General features: G+C 53.4%; 20 protein-coding genes. 13 read left to right on the forward strand and 7 right to left on the reverse strand.

Annotated features, from left to right (window positions below; genetic code table 11):
* Positions 1–41: 41 nt before the first annotated feature.
* Together WCC56_RS13630 and WCC56_RS13635 are read right to left on the reverse strand one after the other, a co-directional pair.
* Positions 42–392 carry a suppressor protein gene (locus tag WCC56_RS13630; RefSeq protein WP_424692890.1) on the reverse strand — a complete coding sequence of 117 codons (351 nt, stop codon included), beginning with the start codon at positions 390–392 and terminating at the stop codon, positions 42–44.
* 292 nt (positions 393–684) lie between these two features.
* On the reverse strand, positions 685–933 hold the full coding sequence (locus WCC56_RS13635) for a biofilm development regulator YmgB/AriR family protein (protein WP_424692891.1): 249 nt from the start codon (positions 931–933) through the stop codon (positions 685–687).
* A 577-nt stretch (positions 934–1,510) separates the two neighbouring features.
* On the opposite strand from WCC56_RS13635, the gene cspE reads away from it, so the two are divergent.
* Positions 1,511–1,723, forward strand: a complete 213-nt coding sequence (cspE, locus tag WCC56_RS13640) for a transcription antiterminator/RNA stability regulator CspE (protein ID WP_013200976.1) — start codon at positions 1,511–1,513, stop codon at positions 1,721–1,723.
* A 340-nt stretch (positions 1,724–2,063) separates the two neighbouring features.
* Positions 2,064–3,272, forward strand: coding sequence for a multidrug efflux MFS transporter (locus tag WCC56_RS13645; RefSeq protein ID WP_424692892.1), 1,209 nt, complete (start codon positions 2,064–2,066; stop codon positions 3,270–3,272).
* A gap of 29 nt (positions 3,273–3,301) precedes the next feature.
* Here the strand turns inward: WCC56_RS13645 and WCC56_RS13650 are convergent, their stop codons facing one another.
* Positions 3,302–6,382 carry a beta-galactosidase gene (locus WCC56_RS13650; RefSeq protein ID WP_424692893.1) on the reverse strand — a complete coding sequence of 1,027 codons (3,081 nt, stop codon included), beginning with the start codon at positions 6,380–6,382 and terminating at the stop codon, positions 3,302–3,304.
* Positions 6,383–6,670: 288 nt separating this feature from the next.
* Here WCC56_RS13650 and WCC56_RS13655 point away from each other — a divergent pair, with 288 nt between their 5' ends.
* From WCC56_RS13655 to WCC56_RS13670, 4 genes are all read left to right on the forward strand, one after another.
* A complete protein-coding gene (locus tag WCC56_RS13655; RefSeq protein ID WP_424692894.1) occupies positions 6,671–6,811 on the forward strand; it encodes a hypothetical protein in 141 nt (46 codons plus the stop codon).
* A gap of 230 nt (positions 6,812–7,041) precedes the next feature.
* The gene (iraP, locus tag WCC56_RS13660; protein WP_424692895.1) at positions 7,042–7,302 is read left to right on the forward strand and encodes an anti-adapter protein IraP; all 261 of its coding nucleotides are present in this window, start codon (positions 7,042–7,044) and stop codon (positions 7,300–7,302) included.
* A gap of 153 nt (positions 7,303–7,455) precedes the next feature.
* Complete coding sequence (locus WCC56_RS13665; protein WP_424692896.1) at positions 7,456–7,761, forward strand: PsiF family protein; 306 nt, start codon at positions 7,456–7,458, stop codon at positions 7,759–7,761.
* A gap of 222 nt (positions 7,762–7,983) precedes the next feature.
* Complete coding sequence (locus WCC56_RS13670; RefSeq protein WP_424692897.1) at positions 7,984–9,513, forward strand: FAD-dependent oxidoreductase; 1,530 nt, start codon at positions 7,984–7,986, stop codon at positions 9,511–9,513.
* Between the two features lie 35 nt (positions 9,514–9,548).
* On the opposite strand, the gene proC is transcribed toward WCC56_RS13670, so the two are convergent.
* Positions 9,549–10,358: a pyrroline-5-carboxylate reductase gene (gene proC, locus WCC56_RS13675; protein ID WP_424692898.1), complete on the reverse strand. Its 810-nt coding sequence runs from the start codon at positions 10,356–10,358 to the stop codon at positions 9,549–9,551.
* 167 nt (positions 10,359–10,525) lie between these two features.
* Between proC and WCC56_RS13680 the strand changes: the two genes are divergently transcribed.
* Positions 10,526–10,978, forward strand: coding sequence for a YaiI/YqxD family protein (locus tag WCC56_RS13680; protein ID WP_424692899.1), 453 nt, complete (start codon positions 10,526–10,528; stop codon positions 10,976–10,978).
* A 39-nt stretch (positions 10,979–11,017) separates the two neighbouring features.
* Here the strand turns inward: WCC56_RS13680 and WCC56_RS13685 are convergent, their stop codons facing one another.
* Positions 11,018–11,725, reverse strand: coding sequence for a DUF2076 domain-containing protein (locus WCC56_RS13685; RefSeq protein ID WP_424692900.1), 708 nt, complete (start codon positions 11,723–11,725; stop codon positions 11,018–11,020).
* A 305-nt stretch (positions 11,726–12,030) separates the two neighbouring features.
* Between WCC56_RS13685 and aroL the strand changes: the two genes are divergently transcribed.
* The 4 genes from aroL to ppnP all read left to right on the forward strand — a co-directional run bounded on the left by aroL (position 12,031) and on the right by ppnP (position 14,181).
* Complete coding sequence (aroL, locus tag WCC56_RS13690) at positions 12,031–12,555, forward strand: shikimate kinase AroL (RefSeq protein ID WP_424692912.1); 525 nt, start codon at positions 12,031–12,033, stop codon at positions 12,553–12,555.
* Positions 12,556–12,658: 103 nt separating this feature from the next.
* Positions 12,659–12,850: a YaiA family protein gene (locus WCC56_RS13695; protein WP_424692901.1), complete on the forward strand. Its 192-nt coding sequence runs from the start codon at positions 12,659–12,661 to the stop codon at positions 12,848–12,850.
* Between the two features lie 302 nt (positions 12,851–13,152).
* Positions 13,153–13,830 carry an AroM family protein gene (locus WCC56_RS13700; RefSeq protein ID WP_424692913.1) on the forward strand — a complete coding sequence of 226 codons (678 nt, stop codon included), beginning with the start codon at positions 13,153–13,155 and terminating at the stop codon, positions 13,828–13,830.
* Positions 13,831–13,890: 60 nt separating this feature from the next.
* Positions 13,891–14,181: a pyrimidine/purine nucleoside phosphorylase gene (gene ppnP, locus WCC56_RS13705; protein ID WP_424692902.1), complete on the forward strand. Its 291-nt coding sequence runs from the start codon at positions 13,891–13,893 to the stop codon at positions 14,179–14,181.
* Between the two features lie 77 nt (positions 14,182–14,258).
* Here ppnP and rdgC read toward each other — a convergent pair whose 3' ends face one another.
* The gene (gene rdgC / locus WCC56_RS13710) at positions 14,259–15,170 is read right to left on the reverse strand and encodes a recombination-associated protein RdgC (protein WP_424692903.1); all 912 of its coding nucleotides are present in this window, start codon (positions 15,168–15,170) and stop codon (positions 14,259–14,261) included.
* A 144-nt stretch (positions 15,171–15,314) separates the two neighbouring features.
* Here rdgC and mak point away from each other — a divergent pair, with 144 nt between their 5' ends.
* On the forward strand, positions 15,315–16,220 hold the full coding sequence (gene mak / locus WCC56_RS13715; protein WP_424692904.1) for a fructokinase: 906 nt from the start codon (positions 15,315–15,317) through the stop codon (positions 16,218–16,220).
* 33 nt (positions 16,221–16,253) lie between these two features.
* Here the strand turns inward: mak and eat are convergent, their stop codons facing one another.
* Positions 16,254–17,618, reverse strand: a complete 1,365-nt coding sequence (eat, locus tag WCC56_RS13720; RefSeq protein WP_424692905.1) for an ethanolamine permease — start codon at positions 17,616–17,618, stop codon at positions 16,254–16,256.
* A 240-nt stretch (positions 17,619–17,858) separates the two neighbouring features.
* On the opposite strand from eat, the gene WCC56_RS13725 reads away from it, so the two are divergent.
* Positions 17,859–18,863: a phosphotransferase enzyme family protein gene (locus tag WCC56_RS13725; protein WP_424692906.1), complete on the forward strand. Its 1,005-nt coding sequence runs from the start codon at positions 17,859–17,861 to the stop codon at positions 18,861–18,863.
* The last annotated feature ends 244 nt before the right edge of the window (positions 18,864–19,107 follow it).

Below are 19,107 nucleotides of genomic sequence, written 5' to 3' on the forward strand. Positions count from 1 at the left end.
CCGTGAATAAGTTAGGGACACCGAACCTGATGGGCGGTGGCTTATTCACGAAAGACGCAGTGGCAGAGATGGAGCCTTCGCTCGGGAGGGGCGAGTGGCGGACGCAGATAGAGCCTTGGCAGACGCATCAACAGTGGCGTATACAGCAGGATCACGGTAGCCAGTGCCAGCAGCGCCATACTGGCAATTTCAGGTGAGGCGGAGAGCAGGGACTTCAGGCTGAGCTGGCAGGGAGAAGGGTAAACGTCATTGCCTGCTGAGTCGCTTTGCGCCGTGAAGGGAGGGGCTGGCAAAGATACCGACGTGCTAAGCATCCGGGCACCCAGACAAAGCAGGATAACCAGACAGGCCAGACTCAATAATCCCGTTGCGCGCCGCCGCTGAGCGTTCATGCCAATTCCCTTAAAAACCGTGCGCCAATGATAACGGCGTGGTCAGCGTTAGCAATCTGCTGGCTTGTAAACATACGTAATATCAGGAAAAGGAAGTTCAGCATGTCACAGAATTGCAACCTGAGGGCTGTAGGGTAACGTCGTAATAAAGGTGATCCCCTGGTCACTGCGAAACACGCAATGCTCGTCTTTATTCCCGCCTTGTGCGGGATTTTTTTTGGCCGCAGGAAGGCAACGAGGCTGGCAACACTTTCGTGGGCACCTTTAACGTTTCAGGAGGACAGGGCAGAGATTACTCTTCTTTCTCTTCCAGCAGCTGTGTCAGTAAATTGCGATACCCTTGCAGCAGCGCCTCATCAACTTCCCCTTCCAGTTTGGCAATCACTGTGGCGATAATGACTTTGCTGTGGGTTGGCCGTCCCCGACGCATTAATTCAGTCAGAATGGCCGCCAGCAGTTCACTCTCTTTCGGCGCATGGAAAGCCGGACTATTAAAATAATCAGTGATTGCGCGACCTGCGCCTGGCGAGGAATGTCTCATGATTAACCTCCAGATAGGCACCATCTATCGCCCAGCGGCGAACCGATGAGTTCAGGATTATCATTATTAACTACGCTTCGATTCACCAGGACGGTCAATCGCTACTGAGCCTGCGAAAAATCAGTCGGAGATTTTTATTACTCTAGATTGCGGCTACAGGAAATCCAGTAACAATCAGAAATATTTTTCATTCTGCTTTTTCCCCTCTGGCGAAGTGTGCCGATTCACTGGGCTGCAGGCGGCTTTTCCTGTCGGGGCTGGCAATCCGATTCAATAGCTAATGGGGATGATTTCCGCTCTTTACAAATGAATAAATTATTTTTTGTTTATTTACAGGTATTTAGATTGGTTTTTGGGTTTTTTTAGTCATCACCTCTTGAACTGCCTTCTGTGTTATGAGTAAATGCATCGTCGGTTTTGAAACAGACAACGTATGCGAGCAATTTTATTAAAGCAGTTTTCAGTTAAAGGTTATCTTTGATATCTCTTCCTGACTTCCTTCTTAAGTGCCTCATAAGTCCACCCTGTTGAAAAACCCGTGCCCTTTGCGGCTTAATACTTATTGAAGGAAAGACAAATGTCTAACAAAATGACTGGTTTAGTAAAATGGTTCAACGCTGAGAAAGGTTTCGGCTTCATCTCCCCAACCGACGGCAGCAAAGACGTATTCGTACACTTCTCTGCAATCCAGAACGGCGGCTTCAAAACGCTGGAAGAAGGTCAGAAAGTTGAGTTCTCTATCGAAAACGGCCAGAAAGGCCCAGCAGCTGCTAACGTAACTGCTCTGTAATTAGAGAACTTTTCGCAGGCGAACCGGAGTTTACTCTGAGTAGAGCTGGCGAGAATACGAAAACCCGCTTAACGGCGGGTTTTTTGCGTCTGGGCCTTAGCGAATTTATCCAGATGCTGAAGACCGTCTTTTGCTCCCCCACGCTTAGGTTCTTACAGTGAGAAATACTGCTCATACGGCATGAAATACCGGTGCCAGAGCCGATCCTTCATTCTGCAGAGCACTTCAACAGGGTAATGCTTCAAAGTTATCCCCATCCCGTTATTTGCCACTCATTGCTAAAATGTCCTTGTTACACTTCGAACTCGCACTCTCGCTATAAGGCCCTCAGCACAGCAAGATGGAATCCTGGAAGGTTAACCTCATCTCAGTCTGGTTCGGCTGTCTCTTTACCGGCCTTGCAATCAGTCAAATCATTCCCTTTTTGCCGCTCTATGTTGAGCAACTCGGTGTAACCGACCCCAGCTCGCTGACTCTCTGGTCAGGGCTTATCTTTAGCGTGACATTTATGGTCTCGGCAATTGTCGCGCCGATGTGGGGCAGCCTTGCCGATCGTAAAGGCCGCAAGCTGATGCTGCTACGAGCCTCTTTGGGCATGGGCGTGGTGATTTTTTTGCAGGCTTTTGTCACCGATGTCTGGCAGTTATTCCTGCTGCGCGCCCTGATGGGGCTGACCTCCGGTTATATTCCCAACGCGATGGCGATGGTGGCTACGCAGGTTCCACGGGAGCGAAGCGGTTGGGCAATGAGTATGGTGACCACTGCGCAAATTTGCGGGGTGATCATGGGGCCGATGATGGGCGGTTTCCTGGCAGACTGGGTTGGGCTACGTGCCGTGTTCCTGATTACCTCCGCGTTACTGCTGACCAGCTTCCTGATCACGCTATTCCTGATCAAAGAGGGTGGCCAGCCCAGAGTCAAAAAAGAGGATAAACTTTCCGGCACCATGGTTTTCCGATCGCTCGGCAATCCTGGTCTGATTATCAGCCTGTTTCTGACCACGCTGACTATTCAGCTGTGCAATGGCTCAATCAGTCCTATCCTGACGCTGTTTGTGCGGAAACTTGAGCCAAACGTGCAGAATATTGCCTTTATCAGCGGCGTGGTGGCGGCTATTCCAGGCGTGTCGGCGCTTTTTTCAGCCCCAACGCTGGGGAAACTGGGCGATCGGATTGGCGCCCAACGCATTCTGTTTACAGCCTTAGTCCTGACCTTTGTGCTGTTTGTGGCCATGTCCTGGGCCGGCAGCGCTTTCCAGCTTGGCGCACTGCGTTTCCTGCTGGGGTTTGCGGAAGGTGCAATGATGCCAGCGGTGCAAACCATGCTGCTGCGCTATTCCAGCGATCGGGTAACGGGGCGTATTTTTGGGTATAACCAGTCATTTATGTATCTTGGCAATGTCGTGGGGCCATTGATTGGCTCCGGCGTGTCAGCCATTGGAGGATTCCGCTGGGTATTTGCGGCAACGGCTGTCGTGGTATTAGCCAACACCGTTCAGCTGATCATCACCTGGCGGAACCGCAAAGTGGTGACAGCGAATCAGGTCTGACGCCATCAACGTCAGACCTGCGCGAAGACTTATTCTGCTTTCAGCGTCAGCGCATAGCTGTAGCGTGAAGCGGTTAGCAGAAATTCCGGGCTCACGCTGGGGCTCCAGGAGTCATCTCCTCCCACGCCCATATGGTAGCCATCCAGCAGCAACCAACAGCCTTCTTCTTTCTGTAGCAGGTGACGGTGGCTCACTTCGCGAAGCTGTTGCTGGCTGTAGCGACTGACCGAGAAATGAAATTCCCCCTCGACCTTAATTCTGCCTACATTCAGGGACTTTGTTCCGCAGCGCAGGCCATTTTCGCTGGGGAACACATAAGGCGTGTACAGATCTTCCAGCGGCCGTGTCCAGCGTGAGAACTGTGCAGACAGCAGGCGGTCCGGGTAGTTTTCATGCGGCCCCAGTCCAAGCCAGCTGACGCTTTCGGCCGCCTGACTCAACTGGCAGCTCAGGCCGATTCTGGCGGGCGCCGGTAACCCAGCCGCGATGTTTACCTCAACCTGAATACTCAATTCTCCTGAGTCATTAATAAGGTAGCGTTTCTGGCTGATAAAACGCAACTCACCCTGAACCCTCCAGCCCTGTGTGGTCATCAACTGCACGCTACAGCTGAGTGGATCAGCCTGATAATCGAGCAGTTCACTTTCCAGCTGATTGAAGCCAGCTCGCTGCCAGCGCTCTACCCAGGCATTAGGATCCACTTTAGTCACTTCGCTGATGCCGATATCGTTATCCAGCGGCGCGCGAGTGAAGTTATCCCGTAGAGGCGAAAGTAGCTGAGGCTGTTCATCAATCAGCCACTGTACCAGGTCGCCACTCTGCTTAGAAAATTGCCAGCGTTGGTTATGCTGACGGACTTCGAGCAACTGAGTTGTTTCCTCAATTTCAGGCGTGGAGTGCTGAGCAACCCGCAAAGGCATCGGCAAATGAGAAGGGAGTTGCCATTGATCCCAGGCTACGCGGTGATTCGCCTCCGACCACTCTGTAGCCTCTGGCTGAATGATCTCGACGTTCAGCCACACGTGTTCATCCAGGCCGGCTTCCTGAGGAAGGTCGATTTCTAGCTGCCCTTCCGCTGGGATCGCCAGTCGTTGTTCGCCAGCCGAGATTTCCACGCCATTGCGCTCAATACTCCAGCGCAGGATTTCATTGTCGCTCTGCCGGAAGAGATACTCGCTTTGAATACGCAGCCGTAAGGGCTGGGTACTGAGCAGCGAAAACTGGAAGAATTGCTGAGCGCGCTGCGCCTCATACAGCGAAGGATGCGGCGTGCGGTCGGCAAAAACCAGGCCGTTCATGCAGAACTGACGATCGTTGGGTTTGTCACCAAAATCCCCGCCGTAAGCCTGCCAGGGATTACCCTGCGCATCGTAACGGGTCAGACTTTGATCGACCCAATCCCAGACAAATCCTCCCTGCAAGCGGGGAAACTCCCGGAAGGCCTGCCAGTATTTGGCAAAGCCGCCAAAACTGTTGCCCATCGCATGGGCATATTCACACAGGATCAGCGGACGGGTTTCTTCAGGCAGGCCGATCCACTTTTTCAGTGACCATTTCGGCACGGCTTCAAACGGCTGATCCTGATCGACCCTCGCATACATTGGACAGATGATGTCGGTGGCGGCGGTATCTGCTCCACCACCTTCATACTGAACCGGGCGGGTGGGATCGCTGCTTTTTACCCAACGCCAGAGTGCGTCATGCGTGCTGCCATGACCAGATTCGTTGCCCAGCGACCAGATGATAATGCAGGCGTGATTGCGGTCGCGCTGAACCATCCTGGTCACGCGTTCGCTGAAGGCATTGAACCACACCGGATCGTCAGACAAACGGTTCATTGGCTGCATTCCGTGGGTTTCAATATTGGCTTCATCTACGACATACAGCCCGTAGCGATCGCATAAGCGGTACCAGAGCGGATGATTTGGGTAGTGAGAGCAGCGCACGGCATTGAAATTATGCTGCTTCATCAGCGTGATATCGCGGATCATCGTCGCTTCATCCATCACCTGACCCTGCTCAGGGTGGTGTTCATGGCGATTGGTGCCGCGGATCAGCAGCGGTTTGCCGTTCAGCTTCAGCAGCCCCTGATGGATCTCCACTTTCCGGAAGCCGACATCATAAGCTTCGACCTCCAGTAACGTCCCTTCGGCATCGAGCAGTGCCACGGTAGCCCGGTAGAGATGGGGTGTTTCCGCGCTCCATAATTCCGGATTCTCCACCCGAAGCTGGAGCGTGGTGCGATCGCTGTAGCGGCCTCGTTCATCAATCGTTACGCTGCCAAAAGGCTGACGAACCGTGCCAGTCAGGACATTATGCCGCCACAGTTGAACTTCAACCTGATACTCAGCGGCCTGTTCAAGCGAGCAAACGGCCAGAACGTTAAGCTGGGCTGAGTGAAACTCGGGGCTCAGATGGGTTTCAATCTGCACATTACTGAGCTGCACGTCGGGTTTATGCAGCAGACTGACGTCGCGGAAGATCCCGCTCATGCGCCACATATCCTGGTCTTCCAGATAGCTGCCGTCACTCCAGCGCAGCACTAATACCGTCAGCCGGTTATCACCGCTGGTCAGTGCCGCAGATAAATCGAATTCTGCCGGTAGACGGCTATCCTGTGAATACCCAATAAACTGCCCGTTGCACCATAAGTAAAAGGCAGAATTCACGCCGTCGAACTGGATCCTCGTTTGCCCGGCGGTCAGCCAGTCAGCCTCACAGCGGAAGAGGAGTGAATAACAGCCGGTAGGGTTTTCCTGCGGGACGGTGGGCGGAGTAACTGGAATAGGGTACTGAACGTTGGTGTAAATTGGCGCATCGTAGCCAGCCATCTGCCAGTTTGAGGGCACCTGCAACGGCTTGGTTTCTGGCACATCCTGAAACAGCCAGCCATCCGGGACCTGCTCTGGTTGACTGAAGTAGCTGAAGTTCCAGATCCCATTCAGTGACTGGCGACGTTCGCTGGCACGATCTTCTCTGGCTGCTGCAAGCGATCGCCAGCTTGAGAACGGAGGATGCGCTGGCAGACGATTAAGTTGCGTCACGGCCGGATTTTCCCAATCACGGCGGGTCAGTTGCTGTTGCAGGGAGAGAGAAGGGGCTGGTTTCATCAACGATACCTCAGAAATGTTATGCGCTCACATTGCGCTGGATCGCCGCATTTGTAAAGCAGATCCCGCCGATCGTGCGAGCTAGATCGCACAGTAAATGGCCTGCGGAAGATCCAGGAAATCGTCCCTTACCCCAGCATTGTTACGGGGTTTTGACAGGAAAGTGTTAAGCAGGGTGACTGGCGGTAAAAACGGCCCTGAACCGGAGGATTCTGCATTGTCTGGGCCTGAAGTGACGATTACTATCAGCGCCACTGTTCCGTGGAGGGGTAAATAATGAACCGATTAATGAAAGCAGTAAGTGTGATTGCGCTGGTAACCGCCTTAAGTGGTTGCCTGTTCCCACCTCCTGGTGGCGGCGGTCACGGTGGGGGTGGTTGGGGCGGTGGCGGCGGTCCACGCGGTGGATTCACTCAGGGACACGGCTGATACAGCCCTAAATCAGAGGCAATATGCCTCTGATTTTTACTGGCCCCAAGTATTTTTTGTGACATTAATTGGCAGCAAAACGTTTCGCTCGCAATAAAGATTGCCCGGTTTCACAAAAGTGAATAATGAAATCAACACCGTGCTTAAGTAACGAAAAAATATAGCGATTATCTATTTTCTTTTTTTTTAACTGGTGTTAACGTCTTGCTTTAACTCGCTGAGACGTCCGCATGAAAAACCTCATTGCAGAACTACTGGTCAGGCTGGCGGAGAAAGAAGAAGAGTCCAAAGAATTAGTGGCTCAGGTTGAGGCGTTAGAAATAGTGGTTACCGCGCTACTGCGTAAGCTGGACAGTTCCCAATTTCAGCAGATCACAGACAGCATCACCACGGCTATGGCAACGGCGACCAAATCAGAGGCTATCAATCCTGAAGATTCGTCATTGCTGGAAAATTATATTCAGCGCCTTTTGCTTCATCCCCGCCAGTAATCTGCTTTTATCAGACCCGTCGCTCGCATGTATGTGGTGACGAGTTAATGCCTGTCAGTGGTTCTTTATGACTATTTATTCTGTTCTTTCTCACTCCCCGCTGAAATTCTGCCAGACTTTGATCGCGAGTTAATCAAATAGGGATGGAAAAACATGAAGCTGAAATATCTGATGATGGCGGCGATGCTTTCTTTACTGGCCGGTGGTTATGCCAGCGCAGCCGAAAAGACCGCCCAACAACAAAAAATGACGATGTGTAATCAGCAGGCCGGCGATAAGGCCCTGAAAGGCGATGAGCGTAAAACCTTCATGAGCAGCTGCCTGAAAAAAGACAGCAATATGGGCTCAATGACCCCGCAACAGATGAAAATGAAAACCTGTAATAGCCAGGCTGGCGAGAAAATGCTGAAAGGGGATGAACGTAAAACCTTTATGAGCAGCTGCCTTAAAAAAAGTTAATCTAAGGTGGGCCTGTCCGGGCCCACCTTTACGCGCATTGGCACTTTCATTCTTCCTTCTGACCTTCTCATTCATATTTACTTAAATATTTATAATCGCCGTTAAACAACAGGTTACTGCATTTTTTCCTCGCTTCCTCCCTCCCTTTTCGATCCTTTCCCCTGTGAATGCCAGGCTTATTACTGTTGATGTGAAAAACAGAAAATAATAAGGAGCCTTGTCGTGAGCTATCAAAATGCCCTCGTTTTGCAGGATCTTCCTGAGCGGAAACCGGTCAGAGTTCCCATTGGTGACACTGGAATTATCTTGATCCGCGAACAGCAGCAGGTGAAGGCTTTTCAAAGCAACTGCCCCCATTCTGGCGCGCCTTTAGAGCAGGGCGCGATCTATGGCGACCGATTGGTTTGCCCGTGGCATAAAGCCAACTTCAGCCTGAAGGACGGCAGCCTGTGCGAACCTTTAGCGTTGAGCGATCTTAAGCGCTATCCGGTCAGGATTGAGAATGGCATGGTGCAGGTCGATCCTGAGGCTCTTCCGCCGCTGGCCTCCTTTTCTGCCGATCGGGAAGATCCTGTATTCGTCATACTTGGTACAGGCGCTGCGGGAGCCGCCGCGGCATGGACCCTGCGCAGGGAAGGATTTAACGGCAAACTGATCCTGATCGATCGTGAAAGCGAAGCCCCTTACGATCGTACCGTGCTGACCAAATTTGTCCCTTCAGGCAACATGAAGATCAGCGAAGTTCCTCCCCTGTTGAAAGAGGACTTCTCCCCCTATGCAGAGCGCAAGTTGGCGGAAGTAGAACGCCTTGAAACCCGCGAACGGACACTGCATTTCTCTGATGGCAGCACGCTGAAGTATGACAAGTTACTGATTGCCACCGGTGGCATTCCTCAACGTCCGGATCTGGAAGGGAAGGCATTGGTTGGAGTGCATGTGCTGCGCAGCCTGGAGCAAGCCGACTGCCTGCTGAAAGAGGTCGATAAAACTAAACAGCTGGTGATCGTAGGTAACAGTTTTATTGGCATGGAACTGGCTTCTGCGCTGCGTGCTCAAGAGGTGAAAGTGCAGGTGATTGCCCCTGAACCTCTGCCCTTTAAAAAGACCTTCGGCGAGGAGATTGCCCGCTATTTCCGCCAGCTCCATGAAGAGAAGGGCGTGGAGTTCATCGAAGGAGAGGTGGCTGAGCTGAAAGACGATCGCGGTCACGTCAGCGCGGTTGAGCTGAAAGGCGGCAAAATAGTGCCTGCAGATATCGTCCTGCTGGCTACTGGTGTTGCGCCGGGTACTTCGTTTATTCATGACATCCCGCTGAATGAGGATGCCAGCCTGACAACTGACGCGACTTTAGCGGTCGCCAACCAGGTTTGGGGCGCAGGGGATATCGCTACGTTTCCTGCGGACTCAGGTAAGTTGCGGATTGAGCACTGGCGAGTGGCGCAGCAGCAGGGACGGGTTGCGGCGAAAAACATGCTGGGACAAAACGAGAAGTTCGATCGCGTGCCGTTCTTCTGGACCGCGCAGTTTGGCACTCGCTACGAGTATCTTGGCCATGCGGAAGAGTGGGATGACTATCAGTTGTTCGGATCGTTGAAGGAAAAGAAATTTGTTGCACTTTACGGGCAGAAAGGCCAGCTGGCGGCGGTTGCCTCCTGTGGGCTTTATTCCTTCACCGCAGAGTTGATACTGCGAATGCAGGAACCCATGAGGCTGGATGAAACGGTCGCGTTGGTAAAAGCAGCGCTGAAGTAATCGGCAGGGGCGAGCAGCCGTTCGCCCCTGAAAACTCAGGCTTTGCTCATCCGTTCGGATTTCGCCATACACTGCTGCATCGCTTCCATGACTGCGGCACGGAAACCTTTCTCTTCCAGCACTTTCACCGCTTCAATGGTGGTGCCTCCTGGCGAGCAGACCATATCCTTCAGTTCGCCCGGGTGTTTGCCGGTTTGCAGCACCATCTGCGCAGACCCTTTAACAGCCTGAGCGGCAAACTGATAAGCCTGGGCGCGTGGCATACCGCCAAGCACCGCAGCATCTGCCATGGCTTCAATAAACATAAAGACATAGGCTGGTGCCGAACCACTTACGCCAACAACGGCATGGATCATGTATTCCGGCACCAGTGCCGCTTTGCCGAAACCGTTAAAGATGGCAACAATTTCATCGGCTTCTTCTTTGGTGACCAGCACGTTTGGGGTTACCGAGGTCATCCCTTCATTGACCAGCGCAGGCGTGTTTGGCATCACTCGCACCAGCTTGCGGTCGTGGCCAAGAACGGTAGCCAGAGAATCCAGCGTGATACCTGCAGCAATAGAAACGACCACCGTGTCTTTATTCAGGCTGCCGGCAATGTCCTTCAACACGGTCAGAATGACATTGGGTTTCACCGCACCGAACAGGATATCGACCTGTTTGGCCACTTCTTCTGCACTGGAAGCAGGCGTGATGCCGTATTGCTGCTGCATCGCTTCATTGGTGGCCGGTTTACGGTCAAAGACCCAAATGTTCTCCGGTTTGATCTGACCAGACGATACCAGGCCACCGATAATGGCTTTCGACATATTGCCGCAGCCAATAAAACCAATTTTCTTTTCCACACAGGCTCCCTGTTTCAGTCAGTATTTGATACAGGTCTAGCTTACGTCATTCCCCGCCTTTATCCAGTTCCGGCTTCGTTTCACACCGGGCAGATTAAATTTGCCATTCCTGAAAAGAACGGCATGATCATCCCTGATTCCAGTAATAACGAAAAAGGAAGGCTGTTATGCCAATCTGGGTGGATGCCGATGCGTGCCCGAAAGTGATCAAAGAAGTGCTTTACCGGGCTGCAGAACGAGAACAGATGAAGGTAACGCTGGTGGCTAATCAGTCGTTGAGCGTGCCACCGTCCCGTTTTATTACCACACTGCGCGTGCCTGCTGGTTTTGATGTGGCCGATAACGAGATTGTACGCCGGGCTGAAGCGGGCGACCTGGTGATCACCGCGGATATTCCGCTGGCAGCAGAGGTGATGGAAAAGGGCGCTATCGCGCTGAATCCTCGCGGGGAGCGCTACAGTGAGGCCACAATCCGCGAGCGGCTGACCATGCGTGATTTTATGGATACCCTTCGGGCGAGTGGCGTGCAGACTGGCGGACCGGCTACGCTTAGCCAGCGCGATCGTCAGATGTTTGCCAATGAACTGGATAAATGGCTGTTAAGCCAGAGAAAAAAATAACCAGAGCAACGGGTGGGGCGATCCCACCCGTTGGGTTACTCAGACAAAGCTGTCGTCGTCACCAAAGTCATCTCCGCCGAAGCCATCACCGCCGAAATCAGCAAAATCATTGCTGTTGTCCTGCTGATAACCCGTATCCTGGTTGGCAAACTGGTTGTCATTGCCGTTGAAGGTATCGAGATTATTATCAAAGTTCTCCTGCGGCATTGCCGGCTCGTTGATAATGTTCACAATCTCTTCTGGCTGTGAATGATGAAACATGCTGGTCAGCATGTCCGCCATCACTACACCGCCAGCAACGCCCACCGCTGTCTGCAACGCGCCGCCTAAAAAGCCGCGAGTCGCTGAAGGGGCCGCAGCCTGAGCAGGCGCTGGCGCATAGGCAGGCTGCTGTTGCTGCTGCTGAGGCGCGTTATTCCAGGGGTTCTGCTGAGACTGAGCCGGTTGCTGGCGCTGATTGCCGCCGCCAAACAGGCCTGAAAGGAAACCGCCGCTGCTCTGCTGAGGTTGCTGTTGCTGCGCCTGAGACAGTTTGGCTTCCAGCTCACTGACTCGGTTGTTCAGCTGCTTCATCGCCGCTTCCTGAATCAGGATCGCCTGCGCCATGTAATAGGGTGCACCGGGTTGCTGCTGGATCTGCTGCTGGATCAATTTCTCCGCTTCGGCGTCACGCTGGCCTGACTGGGTTTCAGCCTGTTTTAAACGGCCAAACAGACTCTCAATTAACTGGTGTTCTTCGCTCTGCATAACTTTTTCTCCGTAACGGGTAATGATGACTATATTGGGGCCACGCCGGGGAAAGTAAATGCGCATCGGGTAAGGAAATGTTGCTGTTGCAGCCCGGAAAATTTGTAAGTGTAAAGCTTAAGCTACACCCTGTTAATTGTTGTAATTCATCATGTTAGTGGCGCTTCAGCACACTGTAGGTGTAAAGAAAAAGTGACTACTGGTCGATAGGTGAAATAATCGGTATGATGCGACGCAAAGTTCATCATTATCTGCCTTTCGGCGTGGGCGTTGACCCTGGCGAGCAGGCTGAGGAAGTGCCAGTTATGTCGTTACCCCTGTATCTGATCGGCGCGCGCGGCTGCGGAAAAACTACCGTAGGTCAGGCGCTGGCTGAAGCTTTAGGCTATGCCTTCAGTGATACCGATCGCTACCTTCAGCAAACCACGCAGCGTACCGTAGCTGAAATTGTGTCCGCAGAAGGGTGGGAAGGGTTTCGTCAGCGTGAAACGCTATCGTTAAAAGCGGTCACTGCGCCTTGCACGGTTATCGCCACCGGCGGCGGAATGGTTCTCGCGGCTGAAAATGGCAAGTTTATGCGTGAACAGGGACGGGTTATCTACCTGAAAGCGGAAGCCAAAGTCCTGGCTGCGCGGCTGGAGGCTTATCCGGAACAGGATCAGCGCCCTACGTTAACGGGCCGCCCGATTGCCGATGAAATGGTCGAAGTGCTGGCAGCCAGAGATGCCCTTTATCAGCAGACGGCTCACTACGTGATTAATGCCATGCAGAGCCCGGAAAAAGTGGTTGAGGACATCATCGCGATGCTCTCTCTGGCGCGAGCCAGCTAATACGAGCGGAAAAATTCCAGTCATTGTCTATACTTAGTCAGATACGCGACTGTTCGGGCCTTGAGTGCCAACAGCGTTCTTAGTCTGACAGGAGGAAGAGTGTATGGCAGGTAAACCCCCGTATCCACGAGTAGCAACCATTGTTCCGGTTAAAAAAGGCACCCCGGAGAAATTCGTTACCTGGTACGAGCTTCGCGCCGACCACCCGAAGCCAGATACTTTGATCAGTGAGCATGAAACCGAGCAAGAAGCTCAGGACGCCAAAGTCCGTTATGAAGATCAAGACAAAGAGTGATGGCGGCCGGCAAGGATGCCAGCGATCTCAGACAGAGATGACTCCCTGAACCGACCCCTTCCTCTCTTTTTCTGTTGGTATCGTGAACAGTGATTCACCTAAAATAATAACCGATTATCCCCCGGTACGAGCTGGACTGACTCTTGAACGATTTTCTGAAAAACACCGCCACGCCTGCTGCACCTCAAGCCAATTTAGCGACAGATGCTATGCTTTCAGTATCTGTGGTTCCCGGTGTGAACAACACTGAGGATCTGGCGGTTACTTTCGCCGACACGGCGAAAATTGCGGAAAGTAAAACGATGAAACACTCACTTGCAACACTTACACTAGGCCAGGCTGCTCGCAGCGATCTCCATCCTTTGCTACTGGAAAATCTCCCAGAAGAACAAATCGCCCACGTTGGATTGCTTGACGATCTGACGCTTGAGCAAATTCAGCAAAAATACAGCGTCACAGGCAATGAAAAAGTGGTGATGACTCGCCTTGAAGATGGCACCCATGTGGTGCTTTCGGCCAGCAAAGTGGAAGAGGCGCTGCAAAATCAGATCCTCGAACTTGAACGGCAGGGCTTTGAGACTATCCTGATGTTGTGTAGCGGGCAGTATAAAAACCTGTTTACTGACAGCGCCATTCTCCTCGAACCTTACCGTATTCTGCCACCGCTGGTGGACGCGATTACCGGTGGGCATCAGGTGGGGATCGTGGTTGCCCGGGAAGAGTATATCGCGGAGCAGGCTTACAAATGGCAGAGTCTGGCGCAGATGCCTCACTTTGCAGTAGCCAGCCCCTGGGAAACCAGCGATGATGATCTGATTGACGCTGCGCTGCACCTACAGGAGCAGGGCGCGGATGTGGTGGTGCTGGATTGTCTGGGCTACCACCAGCGGCACAGGGATTTTCTTCAGAAGCTTCTGGGGATCCCGGTGTTGTTGTCCAATGTGTTAATAGCCAAACTGGCAGCAGAACTGCTTGTGTAAACGAGAATTTCTCGGCACTTTTACACTGTTATCTTTTTCTCTGATTTTAAGGATGTTTATATGCTCAACGTCAGTGAGTACTTCGACGGAAAAGTGAAATCAATTGGTTTCGACAGTGCCAGTACCGGGCGTGCCAGTGTGGGCGTGATGGTGGAAGGCGAATATACGTTTGGTACAGGCCAGGCGGAAGAGATGACGGTAGTCAGCGGATCGTTGAAAGTGTTGTTGCAAGGTGAAACCGAGTGGAAACTCTATGAGCCGGGTCAGGTGTTTAACGTCCCTGGACACAGCGAGTTTCATCTGCAGGTGGCAGAGCCTTCTTCGTATCTGTGCCGCTATCTGAAAGATTAATTCTGACTGATGGGCCGAATCCTTTCGGCCCGGTAAAAAGCTCAGCGGCGTCCGCTGAGCTTCTTTAATGAGGCACCTTAACGCTGTGCTTCCCCGCCTAATGCTTCCACGGTATTGCTTACCAGCGCAGCCAGCTCGCTGGTCATCAGAATAAAGTCTGCATCAAACCGCGCCTGAACATCTTCCCGATCGATATCATCATTCTGTTCACGCAGCGTGTCTGAGAACTTCAGACGCTTGAGCGAGCCATCGTCAGAGAGGATCAGTTGCACACGCTCCTGCCAGTTCAGCGCCAGTTTGGTCACCAGTTTTCCGGCTTCGATGTGGTTAGCGATCTCATCGCAGACCAGGTCCTGCTTTTTACAACGGATCACGCCGCCATCTTCCAGCAAGGCTTTCAGCTCGGCTTCATCCATCAACGCAAAGCCTGCCGGGGTGTCGCCGGAGCGAACCCATTCCGTCATTGTCAGCTCGATAGGGCTTTCCAGCGTCAATGGCACCACCGGCAGCGAGCCCAGGCTCTTACGCAGTAGCGCCAGAGTATCTTCAGCTTTTTTGGCGCTGGCGCAGTCAACCATGATCAGATTGTTAACGGTATCAATCCACAGGAAGGTCTGGCTGAAACGGCTGAAGGCGCGTGGCAGCAGGCTGTGCAGCACTTCATCTTTCAGCGAGTCTTTCTCGGTCTTTTTCAGTTTGCGCTGCTGTTCGGCTTCGAGCTTACCGATTTTCGCTTCCAGCGCCTGCTTGATGACCGTAGAAGGCAGGATTTTCTCTTCTTTGCGCGCACAGATCAGGATCTGACCGTTATTGACGTGGGTCAGTGCATCCTGGCGTGGCCCCATTGGCGAAACCCAACCGGTTTTAGCCATGTCCTGGCTGCCACAGGGAGCGAAAGAGAATGCCTCAAGCTGTTTTTCCATCTCATCAACCGCCAGTGGGATCTCGCGATTCAGACGATATACCATTAAATTCTTAAACCACAGCATTATGCTTTCCCTCTCTGGCGCGCATCAGGCGCGCTAATTCAAAGTCAGCGCGCATGATAGCGAATCGGCGGCGGGGTTTCATTGCCTTTCCGCCTCCGGCCTTCTAAGGTAAGACACTGACCGTCAAATAATGAGGAATAACAAGTGCGTATCGGTATAGATTTAGGTGGAACTAAAGTTGAAGTGATCGCGCTTTCTGACGCCGGTGAAACGCTGTTCCGTCACCGTGTTGCCACCCCGCGCGACGATTATCAGCAAACGCTGGAGGCGATAGTTGGCCTGATTGAGTTGGCTGAACAGAAGACAGGCCAGCAGGGAAGTGTCGGCATCGGCATTCCGGGAACGCTCTCCCCGTATACGCGGCTGGTGAAGAACGCTAACTCTACCTGGTTGAACGGCCAGCCGTTGGATAAAGACCTGCAAAAAAGGCTTAACCGCGAAGTGCGTATCGCCAATGACGCTAACTGCCTGGCCGTTTCTGAAGCTGTGGATGGCGCAGCGGCGGGTAAACAGACTGTCTTTGCGGTCATTATCGGGACTGGCTGTGGGGCTGGCGTAGCGCTAAATGGCCAGGCGCACATTGGCGGCAATGGTAACGCGGGCGAGTGGGGGCATAATCCGCTGCCGTGGATGGATGCAGATGAGCTGCGTTACCGCGAGGAAGTCCCTTGCTACTGCGGTAAACAGGGCTGTATTGAAACCTTTATCTCCGGCACCGGATTTGCCATCGATTATCACCGTTTAAGCGGCGTGGATCTGAAAGGGGCTGAGATCATTAAGCTGCTGGAGCAACAGGACCCTGTCGCGGAACTGGCGATGAGCCGATATGAGCTGCGTCTGGCGAAATCACTGGCTCAGGTAGTCAATCTGTTCGACCCGGAAATGATTGTGCTGGGCGGCGGTATGAGCAATAACGATCGTCTTTATCAGACCGTGCCGCAGCTGATGAAAAAGTGGGTGTTTGGCGGAGAGTGTGAGACGCCTTTGCGCAAAGCCGTTCACGGTGATTCAAGTGGCGTTCGTGGCGCTGCGTGGCTCTGGCCGCAATAAAGAAAAAGGGGCGATTATTCGCCCCTTTTACCGTTACTCGCCTGCCAGCATCGCATCACGCGGTGCATTGGCTCGCTGGTTTTTGGTCATCAGGAAGTAGAGATAGCCTGCGGCCATAAACGCCACGAACAGGGCACCAATCACCGCGTTGAACCACAACATAGCGACCAGGCAAACTATCGCCAGCACCAGAGCAATGCCCGGCACGATGGGGTAACCAGGTGCACGGAAGGTCCGATCCAGCTCTGGCGCACTGCGGCGCAGGCGGAACAAGCTCAGCATGCTCATGATATACATCACAATCGCACCAAACACCGCCATGGTGATCATCGCAGCCGTCAGCGTCATACCTTGCAGATTGATCCAGCTGTCACTGAAGATCGCGGCGATCCCAATCAGTCCACCGGCAATGATGGCGCGGTGCGGCGTCTGGAAGCGGGAGAGCTTAGCCAGTCCGGCAGGAAGATAGCCCGCGCGGGAAAGCGCGAAGAACTGACGGGAATAGCCAAGGATAATGCCGTGGAAGCTCGCCACCAGGCCAAACAGCCCAATCCACACCAGCATATGCATCCAGCCAGAGTTTTCACCCACCACCATTTTCATCGCCTGCGGCAGAGGATCGTTGATGTCAGACAGTTTACGCCAGTCACCAGCGCCGCCAGCCAGCAGCATCACACCCATCGCGAGGATCACCAACGTCAGAATGCCGCTGATATAGGCTTTGGGAATGGTGCGTTTCGGATCTTTCGCTTCTTCAGCGGCCATGGCAGCCCCTTCAATTGCCAGGAAGAACCAGATAGCAAACGGGATAGCAGCGAAAATACCGGAAACAGCCGGCATACCGAAGTGCTCGCCACCTGACCAGCCATTCGCGGCAAAGTTGGCCACGCTGAATCCTGGTGCAACCACGCCCATAAACACCAGTAGCTCAAGCACTGCCAGCACGGTGACCACCAGCTCAAACATCGCCGCCAGCTTCACGCCGAGGATATTCAGCCCCATAAAGACAATATAAGCGCCGACTGCCGCATATTTTGGATTCAGGTCCGGATACTGCACGTTGAGATAAGCCCCGATAGCCATGGCAATGGCTGGTGGCGCGAAAACGAATTCAATCAGCGTTGCCATACCGGCAATCAGGCCACCGGTTTCGCCAAAGGCGCGACGGCTGTAAGCAAAGGGTCCACCGGCATGAGGGATCGCAGTGGTCAGTTCGGTGAAGCTAAAAATAAAACAGGTGTACATGGTGGCGATCAACGCTGTGGTGACCAGGAAGCCTAACGTCCCCGCCACACCCCAGCCATAACTCCAGCCAAAATATTCGCCGGAAATCACCAGACCTACCGCAATGCCCCACAGATGTATTGTGCCCAGAGTGGGCTTCAGCTTGCCTGTCATAACGCGTTCCCCGTGATGAATTTTATTGTCAGTCGATAATGCAGCCGGGGCCAGCCGGAAAACTTGACGCTGGCGTAAGGAATTTTGTGCTCTGCTGTCAACTCAGAAGCAAAAAAAGCGCCAGATGCACGCTAAAGTCAAAAGAGGGTCATCTGCGGTCAAGCGAGTCAAAGGCGGGTGACGCCATGCTGGTAACACAACGGCGGGTAACCGACAGCCAACCCTTTACGGAGCCAGACTATGACTGCCACGCAATATGACAACCTGGATACTACCGCGCTGCTGAACCTTGCTCAGCGCACGCTCACCCGTTATCCCGCAGCGTTGCAGGGAACGCTGAGCCTGCTTTGCCGCTCAGAGAATGCCACCTTCCTGCTGCAGGCCAGTGGAAAACGCTACGCACTGCGTTTGCATCGCGGTAACTATCATCAGCGTGCCGATATCGAAAGCGAGCTTCACTGGCTGGATGCGCTACGGGAAACCGGCATTGTGGTTCCTCAGGCTGTTGCGGATAAAGAAGGTCAGACGGTGCAAACGCTGCAGCTGGAAGATGGCAGCGAGCGTCACGTGGTGCTGTTTGACTGGATTGAAGGCGATATGCCCACCACTGAAGTGGACCCTCGTGCCTTCCAGCAGCTGGGCCATATTACGGCTCGCCTGCATCAGCACAGCAAAAGCTGGCAGAAACCGGCTGGCTTCCAGCGCATCATCTGGGACCATCAAACGATGGTCAGCCCGCAAAGTCATTGGGGAGACTGGCGCGATGTGCCGAATCTGCGTCTGCAGGATCGTCCGGTAGTGGAAGAGGCGATTGCCAGAGTCGGGAGCGATCTGCTGACCTTCGGCAAAGACGCTTCCCGTTACGGCTTGATCCATGCCGATCTTCGTCTGACCAATCTGCTGCTGCACAAAGGCGAAACGCGGGTGATCGACTTCGATGACTGCGGCATGGGCTGGTATCTGCACGATCTTGCGGCAGCGATCAGCTTTGTGGAGCACCATCCTCGTGCAGCGGAGTGGGTGGATCACTGGATCAAAGGCTACGAGCAGGTGGCGCATATCTGTGATGAAGAGATGGCGATGGTGCCAACCTTGCTGATCCAGCGCCGCATCCAGCTGATGGCATGGGCAGGATCGCACGCTGAAACGGAGATGGCACGCAGCCTTGGCCCGCAGTGGGCGGATCACTCTGTGCGTCTTTGCCGTCGTTATCTGGAAACCAGCGAGCTGCCGGTGGGCGCCTGAGTTGCACTCTTAGCGGGCAGGCACCGCGCGGGTGCAGCCTTTGTCCGCTGGCGACTTACTCTAACGCCTTGTTTTTATTCATCTCCGCTGAGGTTGGTATGAATATTGCTGGATTAACAGCATATTTTCTAAGCCGAGGCGATGATGATGGAAACCGGTCTTATCAGACAGCCTGACATGGCAACGGCGCTGAATGCCAGCGCGGTCAGCAACCGTGGTGTTCTGGCTGCTGCTGCCAGCGGCC

The sequence above is a fragment of the Erwinia sp. genome (assembly GCF_049696395.1).
Classification (GTDB): Bacteria; Pseudomonadota; Gammaproteobacteria; order Enterobacterales; family Enterobacteriaceae; genus Erwinia.

Coding starts and splice junctions, on each gene's coding strand:
- WCC56_RS13630 (WP_424692890.1), bottom strand. CDS start 392: ATGAACGCTCAGCGGCGGCGCGCAACGGGATTATTGAGTCTGGCCTGT.
- WCC56_RS13635 (WP_424692891.1), bottom strand. CDS start 933: ATGAGACATTCCTCGCCAGGCGCAGGTCGCGCAATCACTGATTATTTT.
- cspE (WP_013200976.1), top strand. CDS start 1,511: ATGTCTAACAAAATGACTGGTTTAGTAAAATGGTTCAACGCTGAGAAA.
- WCC56_RS13645 (WP_424692892.1), top strand. CDS start 2,064: ATGGAATCCTGGAAGGTTAACCTCATCTCAGTCTGGTTCGGCTGTCTC.
- WCC56_RS13650 (WP_424692893.1), bottom strand. CDS start 6,382: ATGAAACCAGCCCCTTCTCTCTCCCTGCAACAGCAACTGACCCGCCGT.
- WCC56_RS13655 (WP_424692894.1), top strand. CDS start 6,671: ATGAAAGCAGTAAGTGTGATTGCGCTGGTAACCGCCTTAAGTGGTTGC.
- iraP (WP_424692895.1), top strand. CDS start 7,042: ATGAAAAACCTCATTGCAGAACTACTGGTCAGGCTGGCGGAGAAAGAA.
- WCC56_RS13665 (WP_424692896.1), top strand. CDS start 7,456: ATGAAGCTGAAATATCTGATGATGGCGGCGATGCTTTCTTTACTGGCC.
- WCC56_RS13680 (WP_424692899.1), top strand. CDS start 10,526: ATGCCAATCTGGGTGGATGCCGATGCGTGCCCGAAAGTGATCAAAGAA.
- WCC56_RS13685 (WP_424692900.1), bottom strand. CDS start 11,725: ATGCAGAGCGAAGAACACCAGTTAATTGAGAGTCTGTTTGGCCGTTTA.
- aroL (WP_424692912.1), top strand. CDS start 12,031: ATGTCGTTACCCCTGTATCTGATCGGCGCGCGCGGCTGCGGAAAAACT.
- WCC56_RS13695 (WP_424692901.1), top strand. CDS start 12,659: ATGGCAGGTAAACCCCCGTATCCACGAGTAGCAACCATTGTTCCGGTT.
- WCC56_RS13700 (WP_424692913.1), top strand. CDS start 13,153: ATGAAACACTCACTTGCAACACTTACACTAGGCCAGGCTGCTCGCAGC.
- ppnP (WP_424692902.1), top strand. CDS start 13,891: ATGCTCAACGTCAGTGAGTACTTCGACGGAAAAGTGAAATCAATTGGT.
- rdgC (WP_424692903.1), bottom strand. CDS start 15,170: ATGCTGTGGTTTAAGAATTTAATGGTATATCGTCTGAATCGCGAGATC.
- eat (WP_424692905.1), bottom strand. CDS start 17,618: ATGACAGGCAAGCTGAAGCCCACTCTGGGCACAATACATCTGTGGGGC.
- WCC56_RS13725 (WP_424692906.1), top strand. CDS start 17,859: ATGACTGCCACGCAATATGACAACCTGGATACTACCGCGCTGCTGAAC.